The organism is Kamptonema formosum PCC 10802 (genome assembly GCF_000332335.1).
Classification (GTDB): domain Bacteria; phylum Cyanobacteriota; class Cyanobacteriia; order Cyanobacteriales; family Oscillatoriaceae; genus Oscillatoria.
On record NZ_KB235948.1, the window covers coordinates 4,549,306 to 4,560,870 of the forward strand.

At 50.1% G+C, this 11,565-nt stretch carries 6 protein-coding genes; 1 reads left to right on the plus strand and 5 read right to left on the minus strand.

Annotated features, from left to right (window positions below):
• Window positions 1-131: 131 nt before the first annotated feature.
• Window positions 132-701 (plus strand): HD domain-containing protein, encoded by a 570-nt coding sequence (locus OSC10802_RS0119765; protein WP_017718502.1) that lies wholly within the window; start codon window positions 132-134, stop codon window positions 699-701.
• A 201-nt stretch (window positions 702-902) separates the two neighbouring features.
• On the opposite strand, the gene OSC10802_RS56575 is transcribed toward OSC10802_RS0119765, so the two are convergent.
• The 5 genes from OSC10802_RS56575 to OSC10802_RS45430 form a co-directional block, all read right to left on the minus strand.
• Window positions 903-3,452 (minus strand): protein kinase domain-containing protein, encoded by a 2,550-nt coding sequence (locus tag OSC10802_RS56575; RefSeq protein WP_017718504.1) that lies wholly within the window; start codon window positions 3,450-3,452, stop codon window positions 903-905.
• Between the two features lie 274 nt (window positions 3,453-3,726).
• Window positions 3,727-5,190 carry a serine/threonine protein kinase gene (locus OSC10802_RS0119780; RefSeq protein WP_017718505.1) on the minus strand — a complete coding sequence of 488 codons (1,464 nt, stop codon included), beginning with the start codon at window positions 5,188-5,190 and terminating at the stop codon, window positions 3,727-3,729.
• Window positions 5,191-5,697: 507 nt separating this feature from the next.
• Complete coding sequence (locus OSC10802_RS44595; protein ID WP_017718506.1) at window positions 5,698-7,884, minus strand: tetratricopeptide repeat protein; 2,187 nt, start codon at window positions 7,882-7,884, stop codon at window positions 5,698-5,700.
• Window positions 7,885-7,981: 97 nt separating this feature from the next.
• The gene (mtnA, locus tag OSC10802_RS0119790) at window positions 7,982-9,025 is read right to left on the minus strand and encodes an S-methyl-5-thioribose-1-phosphate isomerase (protein WP_017718507.1); all 1,044 of its coding nucleotides are present in this window, start codon (window positions 9,023-9,025) and stop codon (window positions 7,982-7,984) included.
• A gap of 323 nt (window positions 9,026-9,348) precedes the next feature.
• Entirely contained in the window at window positions 9,349-10,827 is a 1,479-nt protein-coding gene (locus tag OSC10802_RS45430) for a pentapeptide repeat-containing protein (RefSeq protein ID WP_017718508.1), read from the minus strand.
• Window positions 10,828-11,565 lie beyond the last annotated feature (738 nt).

Sequence of the window (11,565 nt, forward strand, 5' to 3'; positions counted from 1 at the left end):
CTGAGTGTAACACACCGGCTTGCAGGGCTAGCGGGATGGCCTGCAGGGAGCGAGCGATTTGAAAAGCGATTTAATCGAGCCGGTATAAAATAAGCTAAAATGGGAGAGTCCGAGGTAAGCGGAGTACCCAGATGCTCTCAGAACGGTTTACAGAAGCCCTCACCTACGCCACTGGGCTGCACGCCACTCAAACCCGCAAGGGAAGCGGTATTCCTTATATTGCTCATCTCTTGGGCGCAGCCAGTATTGCTTTGGAATATGGGGCGAATGAAGATGAAGCGATTGCGGCTTTGCTTCATGATGCCATTGAGGATCAAGGGGGCGCAGTCACCCGGGAAGAAATTCGCCGCCGGTTTGGGGATGTGGTGACGGAAATTGTAGACGGCTGCACGGATGCGGAGACGATTCCCAAACCGCCTTGGCGACAGCGCAAAGAAGCCTACATCGCCAGCATCGGGGCTGCTTCACCATCGGTGCTGCTCGTTTCTGCAGCAGATAAACTGCAGAATGCTCGCTCCCTGCTCAAGGATTATCGGGCGAGCGGTGAGTGCGTTTGGGAGCGTTTTAAAGGCGGGAAAGAGGGCACTCTTTGGTATTACAGGGCTTTGGTTGAGGCATTCAGAGCTGCGGGTTCAACCCCTTTGGTTGAAGAATTAGACCGGGTGGTTTCAGAACTGGAAATGATCTCTGTTTCGCTATAATATAGCGTTTCTCAGTTGGATGAACGTGTTTGCCCAGAAACCCGGTTTCTTTAAGAAACCGGGTTTCTCAATGTGCTGGGAGATGCTGGGGTGCTGAATATTCAGGCACCGGCAGATTTTAGTCCGAGTTTGGGGGAGCGGATTGCATATGTATTTGAATCAGCTGGTTTGATGCCGGTAGGGGGGGAGACGCTGTATCCTTTAGGGTGAATTTGGGCTAATTTGTGAGGTGCGGGGAGGGCAGACGAGATTGCCATTTTGGAGAGTGGGAGGGTCGATGTGTTGGAGAGAAGAGTAGTAACTTTTGCATAGAATAGCTCTTGTCTCAGTCTGTGTGCCGGGGGCGTTGGGGACTGCGAATACGCCACCACTATAGGCGGAGGAATATGTTTTCAAAGGGGTGGCATAAGTGAAGGCAGATGTGGCAGTGGTACTAACTGAATATTCGTAGTTTCCTGTTTTGGCTGGAATGTCCAAACCAAGCTCGGTGAAAGAGTTAGCAAAGGTGCTGTGTTCTGAATAGTAAGTTTGCTGCGCTCTGTTAATTGACTCGACAGAATAGCGGGCAATCGCCTGCAATGCGCTGTCTCTCTTGTCGTCGGATTTGATAGATGAGGCTGCCCGAAGGGCTTGCTCGTACTGACCTTTCTGGGTGGATGAGCGGGCAATCTCCTCCAATGCGCTGTCTTTGTCAGAGTCGGATTTGATAGATGAGGCTGCCCGAAGGGCTTGCTCGTACTGACCTTTCTGGGTGGATGAGCGGGCAATCTCCTCCAATACCCTGTCTCTATTGTTGTCGTCTCTATTGTCGTCGGATTTGATAGATGAGGCTGCCCGAAGGGCTTGCTCATACTGGCCTTTCTCGGTGGATGAGCGGGCAATCTCCGGCAATACCCTGTCTCTCTTGTTGTCGGATTTGATAGATGAGGCTACCCGAAGGGCTTGCTCATACTGACCTTTCTCGGTGGATGAGCGGACAATCGCCTGCAATGCGCTGTCTTTGTCAGAGTCGTCTTTGATAGATGAGGCTACCCGGAGGGCTTGCTCGTACTGACCGGCTGCGGCATAGGAGCGGGCTATATCAGTCAGGGCGATATCTTTGGAATGGGAGTGCTGGATGGTTTGGGCTACTGTTTCGGCGAGTGAGAAAATTTCCGCTGCTTGCAAATTTTTACCGGCTGCGGCATAGGAGCGGGCTATTTCAGCGAACGAGCGAGCCTTAAAATAGGGATGTTTGATGGTTTGGGCTACCTGCAAAGCTCGCTCGTACTCGCCGGCGGCGACTAACTCGTCGGAGCGATTGGCTTCCGGCAAATCTTCACCTACTACAATAGGCCACCAGCCATCTATTCTTGTTGTGTTGGCACCGCATTCTATGCGATTACCTTGCACGATTGGGTGAGCGGGGTCTGATTCGGATTCGTCGGATATATTTGCTTTGCACAGAATATCAGCTATCAAAACCTCGCCGGTTCTCACATCGCCTGGGACTGCAAAAACGCCCCCAATATAATGGCCATAATAGTAGTTATGGAAATCACCGACCCCCCCCCTTATTGCTATATTGCCGGCACTGCAATAGTTAAATGCAGCCTCAGGACTAGCTTTAGTTGAACAAAAAAAATTGTATATATAGTAGGGATTGGGTAATAACGGTTCTAGATTGTCTGCAAAAACCCCATTCTTTTGGTAGTAGCTTGTCTGATTGCGGTTGATTTCCTTAACGGAGTATATGGCTTCATCAGAATATAATACCCGGTAAGAACCAGTGTCATTATCAGATGAAGCAACACATTCTGTCAAAACTAAAAGGAAGCCCATCATAACACTCATAGCAAATCCTACGCTAAATAAGCATCCCATCGGGAGAGAAGAAACTTTCGGGGCGTTTTGGAGACTGCCGCTACCAGCTGTTTCTTTGAAGGGGGTAGCTTGCAGTGCCTCAAGTGCTTGGCGTGCTTGGGAGAATCGCCGTTCAGGAGCGGGAGCGCACAGTTTTTCAATCCAGTTGGCAAAACGGGGAGTTAGGCTGACTTTATCTTTAAATTGCAGGCGCATTTTCTCCTGCGGCAAGTTAGCAGGGGGCGTGCCGGTTAACAGGTGAATCAGAGTGGCTCCTAGGGCGTAAAGGTCACTCGCTGGAACGGCTTTTCCCCAGAGCTGTTCCGGTGGGGCATAGCCGCCGGTGCCAACGACTGTGAAGGTGACTCCCTCTGTCTTGGCGCGTTCTTGAACGGCACCAAAATCCACCAGATAAACGTGCTGGTCTTCTCCCATGATAATGTTGCTGGGCTTGATGTCGCGGTGCAGCACCGCCGGACTTAACTCGTGCAGGTAAATTAGGATGTTCAGCAGCTGAGTGGCTATGTTTTGTGCCTCGGCTTCTGTAAAGTGTTTGCCCCCTTTTAAGAGCTGCTGCAAAGATGTGCCGGGAATGTAGTCCTGCACTAACCCAAACCAGGGCAAACCCCCGCCAGCATCCTTGTCGAGGGAAAAATCATCCCGATAACTGGGAATTCTGGGATGGTTGAGATGTTTGAGGACAGATGCCTCGCGCTGAAATAACTTTAAGTCATCCCACTGCATCTGAGGGCTAAAGGGCAGCAGCTTGACAATCACTTGGTTACCTGCAAGGGATGCCTCTGCGGGTTTGGCCAAATCTTTTGCCAGCCAAGTTTGACGACCGGCACTGTTTCCCAACTGTTCTTTGAGTTGATAGCGTTCCTGTAAAATTTGTCCTGGTTTTAGCATAGTCTTGATTCTCTGTCAACGCTTGCAGTTTTGTGTAAAGTTGCTAATTGCTAATTCCTGATTTGGTCGTAATCTCCCTGCCCTTCCCTAAGAGGGAAGGGGGAGCATCCCAGTTTTGCAGAGCCCGAGTTGAGGGCGAAGCATTCGGATAAGAAATTCTCGGTTTTGACTCAGAGATTATTCGCCCGAATGCTTCGCCCCTACAAAAATGGGATGCTCCCTAGGGAAGGGGGGTTGGGGGGGTTGGGTTTGTCCCACTTTACGTTCACAGCCCTTAGTCCTTAGCTCTTAGCCCTGAATACAGCCAGTCTTGAATTTCTTCAACTAACCATTCTGCCTCTGGATTTGTTAATTCCTCCCCAAAGCAATAGGTTTTCATTTTAGTTTCAAGTCTGACTGAGCCATCGGAAGGGATTAGATTTATAGTTTGAATCTCTGAAGTTGAGCCTGAGCAGGAATAGGCCCAAATAAAAAGTCGCTTCTCTAGGAGAAATTTGTATCTATCCATGCCAAGGTAATGGGAACCAAAACAAGCAATCGCGGCTGACTTCAAGGAACCCAGCACTGCCGCTGTAAAACCAGACCAATTTAAAACAAACAGATTTAAACAAAACATAATAATTAGCAGGATGAATATAATAAGATAACAGGAACCGGACACAGAATGTTCTCCGACAAGAATATATTGTTGTATGTCCCAGATATTTAAGAAAGAATATCTAAGGATTTGATCCCCCAGTATTATGAAAAGAGGTAAGCACGGCCAGAACATAATGATTAAGCCTTTAACTGACCGGAGCATAGATAGAAGATGTGGGATATCGCTCAGCGATATGCCGCGTTTAGAAATTTTAATAACCAGCTTATTGGGGGACTTTTTCAGCCGGATGCGGCTGCTGGCGGGTTGGCGGCTTTTTTGCAGAGACGCTCCAGTTTTTAGGGCTTCAAGTGCTTGCGCTGCGGAACTGAACCGGCAGTTTAGGTCAGGCTCTGTCAGGGATTCAATCCACCGGCAAAACCGGGCGTCGAGACTAACTCGGTCTTGAAATTGAATCCGCAAGTTACTCTGGGGCAAATCCGAGGGGGAAATGCCGGTTAGTAAATGAATTAGAGTCGCTCCCAAGGCATACAAGTCTGATGCCGGCACGGCTTTTCCCCAAAACTGTTCTAGGGGTGCGTAACCGGCTGTTCCCACGACTGTGAAAGTGGCTCCCTCAACAGCAGTTGGATCGCTAACAGCGCCAAAATCCACCAGATAGACTTGCTCATCCGCTCCTAAAAGCAAGTTGCTGGGTTTGATATCCCGGTGCAGCACGGGGGGATTCAACCCATGCAGCTGAATCAGAATGTCCAGGACTTGGGTGGCAATTGAGCGCACCTGGGTTTCCGTGAAGCGATACCCCTCATCCAGCATCTGCTGGAGGGATTTCCCCGCAATAAAGTCCTGCACCAACCCAAACCAGCACAACCCCTCACCGGCATCCTTATCTATAGAGAAATAATCGCGATACTTAGGAATCCGGGGGTGGTCGAGATTTTGCAGAACTTGCGCCTCCCGCTCAAACAGTTTGAACTCGTCCCACTGCATTTCGGGACTGAAGGCGAGGAGTTTGACAATCGCCGGCTTGGGTGGATTTTCTGAGAGTTCTAACGCCAGCCAGGTTTGGCGACCGGCACTGTATCCTAAGCTTTTTTGGAGCTGATAGCGCCCCTGTAATAGCTGTTGTATTTGCAACATCGCGTGGGGACTCCCTGATCTAGAGATAGCTGCGACTTTTGCCAAAATCATTCCGTGCTGATGCCGGTGTCAGGATGGCAACATTAAGTCTTTCGCAGTCATCCACCTAGGATGGCTAGATTGACAGATAAAACTCCTGAAACGCCTGCCAAATCAGCTTTTTCTTTTATGTTTACCATCTAAACACACCGCCCTGTGATTTGGCAAGAGGTCTTAATATTTTGTAACATTTTCGGAGAAAAGTCAGCCAGCCCTGTTGGACTCCTGCACCGGCAAGGCGCTGGATTGCCGGTGGATAGAGCGGGAGGGTGCCGGTGCCTGCATGAGTTCTAAAAACCCGCGCAGGCGGGTTTTGTCTGTATAGCTGCGGTTTCAACCGCCCAGAGACTGTGGGACACAGTTTTAATGGGGCCAGAAACCGGGTTTCTTGTGTAGGAGGACTGAGTTTTCCGGCTTACCCAGTACAAGAAACCCGGTTTCTTGTAGCTTCACTTTTTTCTTTATAAATCAGATATAAACCAGTCCCGCGCACTTGAGAACTTTTAACAATTGATCGAGATTGACAAAAATATCCTCAATACGCGGGCTGGGGCAGATGATTTTATGGAAGTTCCCACCGGCTAGTGTTTCCCCAAAAGCGCAGTAATATTCAAGCCCGACAATATTGCTCACCAGCCAGTAGCAAGGATAGACATAATTGGGCGAAAAAATCTCTATGACCTGAGTTCCCGGCTGGCAGAAAACAAGGTTAGTCAGTCCGCCCCCGTGAGGCGCTACTACAACTTTAGCATTCGCCAGCAACCATGCCTGTTGCGCCACTGACATGGATTCCAGCGTTACGTTCCTGAACCCCAACTTACTTAACAAGTTTATCACTTCATATTCATTGATAACTCGGCGATTTTCAGCCAGCGCCCGACTGATATAGATGCGCTCTATTTTCTCTGGCGCTTCACTATCTTTCAAAAAGTCCCCTCTCAAAAAATCGCAAGCCCATTTGGGCATCCAGGCTATAGTTCCCGAAAAAGACGGAACGACTAACTTCGTCGCTTTCAGGTGAGGGAACTGAGAAGTCTCCAATATTTTGCTTTCTGGAATCCCCAAGGCGTTTAGCGTCTCTCTCTGAAACGGGAGGCGGCTGCTGATTAAAAACTTGTCTATCCTCTCCATATCTATCCCGCAACGGCGCAGCAAGTTAATGCGGGGGAGGATGTCAAACATCCAGTGAAAATAGACATCATTTAACAGTCCTGACAGAACGGCTACTGTGCCATCAAAACTCTGAAGCGGCGGGAACTTCCCGGAAGAGAAGATAGAATGTTTGCTGGGGTGTTTGTCTGGATGTCCGGGACTTAAAGCTGGGAATTCTGGGGAGACATCTCCTAAGAGCTTGTTATCTGGGGCGATTGTGGCGCTAGCCGTCTGAGTTTCGTCCAGCCAGTAACGCCCGTCTGGCACTAGGGCGACAAATGCTGCCGGCAATTTAACTTGCCCCCCAAATCTAAACCTAAAATCGATAGTGCTATCGGGCGTTATAGGGGGTGCGAGATGAATGGTATTTTCTGGATAGATAGTGGTATAATTGTCGTTGAAATTAGAGGCAACTGCCCAGTCGTGCGCCAATTCGTAAAAATCCTGGGGGGGGTCAACCGGCACTCCCACCGGGAAACCGACAGCTGTCTCATCCCGCTCGCCTTGCAGGCGTTGACTTGCGATAAAATCGGAGATAGCGCCAGCCAAGTCAGGGTTAATTTCCCTTGCCTTTTGGAAACAGGCGATCGCTTCGCCGAACTGGGTGCCGGCGGCAAAAGCTTTCCCTAAATAATAGTATAGCTCAGCAGATTCAGCTTGACTGTACAGGGTTTTTAGCAAACCGGCATTAGAGAAGATTGCTTCCTTAGACTTGCCCTGTTTTGCCAGAGTGTCGCTCCACTGACAGTAGGCTTCCGCGAAAGCCGGTTGAATCTGTATTGCCTTTCGGAAACAGGCAACCGCCTCATCCAATTTGCCTTGTTTTAGCAGTGCGTAACCCAAATCGCCACAAGCCGGTGCGAAATCTGGCTGAATCTGAATAGCTTTTTGGAAACAGGCAACCGCCTCATCCAGCTTGTCTTGCCGGCAAAAGCACAGCCCCAGATTCCAATACCCCTCAGTCCAGTCTGGGACCATCACCAAAGCCTTTAAATAGCAGGAGATAGCCTTTTCAAATTCTCCCAGCTTCTCAAATACCTCTGCCTGGTTTTGGTGCGCCTCAGCGAAGTCTGGTTGGAGGTCAATCGCCCTCTGCCAGCAGGCAATCGCCTCATCATAACTCCCCTGATACGACAGGGCATTTCCTAAATTATAATAAGCTTCTGGCTGACTGTCAACCACTTCTATAATTTGCCAGTAAATTCTTTCTGCCAGTTGGGGGTTGCGCTGGAGATGCCGGCTCGCTTCCGCTTCCAAAACCTCCAGCAATTCCGCCCCCCACAGCTCGACTTCCTCTGGGGTTCCCCGGGCAATTGCTGACAGCCATACAGCTTGAGCCTCTAATTCTTCTCCTTGCAAGATCCACGCCAGTCCCAGATGCCAGTAGTTAGACATCTCAGCCGGATTCGCCCCCACACACTGACGGTATAATTCTATCGCCTCACTGTACCGGCTTTGTGCCAGGTATTTAGCGGCTTTCTCTTGGATTTCAGCGATGTCCATATTGCTAAAACTTCACCCTAAAATATTATAAGTTCGTAGTGAGGGCTTTAGCCCTCTCTACAAGATGAGGGCTTCAGCCCTCACTACAAACTTGTCCTTACACCGCTTGCTTCTCCCGCAACTGATTCAAATCAGCGGGGGCGAATGCGCCGAACTCTGTAATAATCGCGGCAATATACGCAGCCGGCGTCACGTCAAACGCGGGGTTGTAAAACTCCACGCCCACTGGCGTAAGCCGCGTTTCCCCAACTTGGTAAATCTCAGCGGGGTCGCGCTCCTCAATGGGAATTTCCGCACCCGAAGCGAGCTTGAAATCAATGGTAGAAAGGGGAGCCGCCACGAAGAAAGGAATATTGTGAGCTTTGGCGGCAATTGCCAGATGGTAGGTGCCAATTTTATTCGCCGTGTCCCCATTGGAGGCAATGCGGTCAGCGCCGACTACCACAGCATGAATCATACCGCGCTGCATGCAGTGCGCCGCCATGCCATCGGAAATCAGCGTCACCGGAATGCCTTCTCGCACGCACTCCCAAGCTGTCAGTTTTGCGCCTTGCAAACGGGGGCGGGTTTCATCGGCAAACACCCTTGTCAAGCGACCGGCACTCCACGCGGAGCGCACCACACCCAGGGCAGTTCCGTAGCCGGCTGTTGCCAGTGCGCCGGCATTGCAGTGCGTCAGAATATTCAGCTTGTCGGGATTCGCCGGCAGCACTGACAAACCGCAATCGCCGATGGCTTTACAGGTTTGCAAATCTTCGGCGTGGATTGTTTTTGCCGTTTCCAGCAAAACTTCTTTCAGGTGCTCCACTCCCAGCGCTGTTTCGCGCGCCGTTTTCAGCATCCGGTCGAGCGCCCAAAATAGGTTGACTGCTGTGGGTCGGGTTGATCCCAGCAGCTGGGCGATTTCGTCGAGCCGGCTCAAGAATTCGCCGCGATCTCCTGTCTGAATCTCTCGCGCACCCAGGTAGATGCCATAGGCGGCGGCGACCCCGATTGCCGGTGCTCCCCGGACAATCATGGTTTTAATCGCCTGCGCCATGTCCTGATAGGTGGCTATTTCGACAAAAACTTCCTCAGCCGGCAGCCGAGTTTGGTCGATGAGTAAAACGCGGTCTTCTTTCCAAGTGATAGGATCAACCATTTTAGGGCTTTTCTAGGTTAGAGTATCTATTTTACCTTAAAAGAACCGCAGATTAACGCAGATTAACCCAGATCGCCTCAGATTTATCCCCTCGTTCCCCTCGTTCCCAGCCTCAAGCTGGGAACGCCGCGTTCATGAGGCTCTGCCTCCTTGGGTAGCAACTTGAGTTCTTTTACCTTAAAAGAACCGCAGATTAACACAGATTAACGCAGATTGTCTGCGATTTATCTGCGGTGCGTCCATCTGCGGTTGACAGTCCGGGATCTAACCGCTGACAGCCAGTCTGGCCCAGTTCCCGGCTAGATTCTCAAGTGCCGCTAATTTCAGTCTTTCTCAGACTGATATATTGACCCATCCGGCATGATGGCCCCTTCAAGAAAAGCGCCACTCAATTCATCAACGCTCACCTTAGCATCTTTGAGATTTGCACCACTGAGGTAGGCTCCCTCTAGGTTAGCGCCACTCAAACTAGCGTGACTCAAATTGGCACCGTTCAGGTTGGCGTGACTCAAGTCCGCACAAACCAGCTTAGCGCTCCTGAGGTTGGCACTGCTGAGGTTAACTTGACTCAAGGCAGCAAAACTCAGGTTGGCATGACTGAGATTGGCACCAATAAGTTGAGCCTGATAGAGGTTAGCATTATCGAGATTGGCGCTGCTCAGATTGGCATAACTCAAATCCGTCTCACTCAAATTAGCCGCACTCAGATTGACCCCCAGCAGATTAATCTCTGCTAACACCGCACCGGCAGCATCCAAACCTCTCAGAGACACCCCATCCTCATTCAAATCTTGGAGGGCCAAAAATCTTGCATAGCTAACTTTTTCGCCGCGCGCAGCATCGATCCTCCCCCAAGCTTGGTAGTGAAATTGTTTCCGGCGAGCGGGAGCTTCTTTAATAAAGAGAACTAGGGCAACCACGAGCGTGATAGCATCAGCGCCCTCCAGAATCTCTGCCAAAACAGAATTGTCACCGGCGAGCCAAAAAACTGCTCCCATGATGCCGGCTGCCACACTAGCGACTGCCCAAGCTGGCAGTTTCCAGAAAGTTTTGCCCAGCTTGACCGGCACTGTTTTGAGGTTTTCACCCCACTGATTCTCCGATACGCCGGGCTGGACTTGCTGATACCTTTCCGTGACTTTCCCCGGAAGTCGCGTGAGGTTTTCACCCCAGCGATTGACAGGAATTTTAGCACTTAATTGCTGGTACTTTTCAGCTATATTAGCGGTCAATTCTTGGAGCCTGTCACTATCCCACTGAATTGATACGAGAGGTTTTCTCTGGGACTCGACTAAGAGCTGTAGTTGCTGAGCGTCGTTCTTGAGTTCTGCCTTTAATTCTGAAGCCTCCTCTAAGCTGGCAGGTTGTTCATCTGGGTCAACTCCTACTGAAGAGTCTTCACCGGCATCTTTTAACATCTGAGCGGCAATCGCTGCCAAGGCATCTTCCCACGCTTGTTTGACTTCCGGAGTCCAATCTTCCTGGAGATACTGCTCAAAAGTCGCCAGCAGCGCGTCCCCAACTGCGGGGTAATGAATGGCCAGCGCCCCATATTCGACGTCTCTCGCTCCCAGGGTGTCGAAAACTTCCCCTAAAGCTTCTGGATTTCGGAGATTTTCTACCACCAATACCAGATCATTTACCAGCTTTTTGTATTGCTTGTTCATCTCGGTTTTGGCAAACAGAGGTTTCACCTCTGGGTAACAGATAAACAGGTTATCGTAGAAGCTCACCGCAAATTCATCACCCCAAGGTTTTACTCGCTCTAAACTTCGCTCTAAAGCTTCAACATTCAGTGACATATTTTCCCCTCAATAGACATTTTCACCCCCCTAACTAAAGCCCCGCCTTACCTATTAGCTAGCGCCGCTGCAATCCCTCACCCAAAAAATTAATGGGCTGGCATTCCTGCTCTATCTAACTTCATTGGCATCTAGCCGTCTTCCTAGTTTGTCTGGACTCAAGTAAGGTGTTTTTGTGAGCGCTGCAATCTCCTGAACTAGATTAACTTCCAACAGGTAGGACCTGAATAAGGTTAGATAGAAGCCCGGAGGACAGGGTGGGCAAGGCGGTGCATTCAGCAGAGTTAGGTGCCCCTGCAGTGCCCGTTTTGGAACCGCTGACCCGAGCTGGCTATTTTTCAGTCCTGGCCAAGGTTCGAGGCAAGCGGAGATTCCTCGACTGTTCTGATGTTTTTTACTTTACCATAAAGCCTAGAGTTTCCCCTCGGCTTTAAGAAAAATTAATTTTTTAGGAGTGCTAGTATGTTAGAGGGTGTTTGTCAAGTATAGAAGCAGTCATATTGGTTAGAACAATAGAAGCTTCGGGATCTCTGGAGCAAGGGAGGCCGAAATGTAGGTTTCCTAAATGCTTACTGCTATATAGACGTAGGGGGCGTCCGCCGAGCCTGAAGGTCTAATGTTCTAACCTAAGTGCATACTGCTATAATTGTTAAGTGTGAGTGGGGGCCATAAACCGGGTTTCTCCTGTAGTAAAGCAGAATTGTCCCGCTTCTCTACCACAAGTAACCCAGTTGCTTC

Coding starts and splice junctions, on each gene's coding strand:
- OSC10802_RS0119765 (WP_017718502.1), top strand. CDS start 132: ATGCTCTCAGAACGGTTTACAGAAGCCCTCACCTACGCCACTGGGCTG.
- OSC10802_RS44595 (WP_017718506.1), bottom strand. CDS start 7,884: ATGGACATCGCTGAAATCCAAGAGAAAGCCGCTAAATACCTGGCACAA.
- OSC10802_RS45430 (WP_017718508.1), bottom strand. CDS start 10,827: ATGTCACTGAATGTTGAAGCTTTAGAGCGAAGTTTAGAGCGAGTAAAA.
- OSC10802_RS56575 (WP_017718504.1), bottom strand. CDS start 3,452: ATGCTAAAACCAGGACAAATTTTACAGGAACGCTATCAACTCAAAGAA.
- mtnA (WP_017718507.1), bottom strand. CDS start 9,025: ATGGTTGATCCTATCACTTGGAAAGAAGACCGCGTTTTACTCATCGAC.
- OSC10802_RS0119780 (WP_017718505.1), bottom strand. CDS start 5,190: ATGTTGCAAATACAACAGCTATTACAGGGGCGCTATCAGCTCCAAAAA.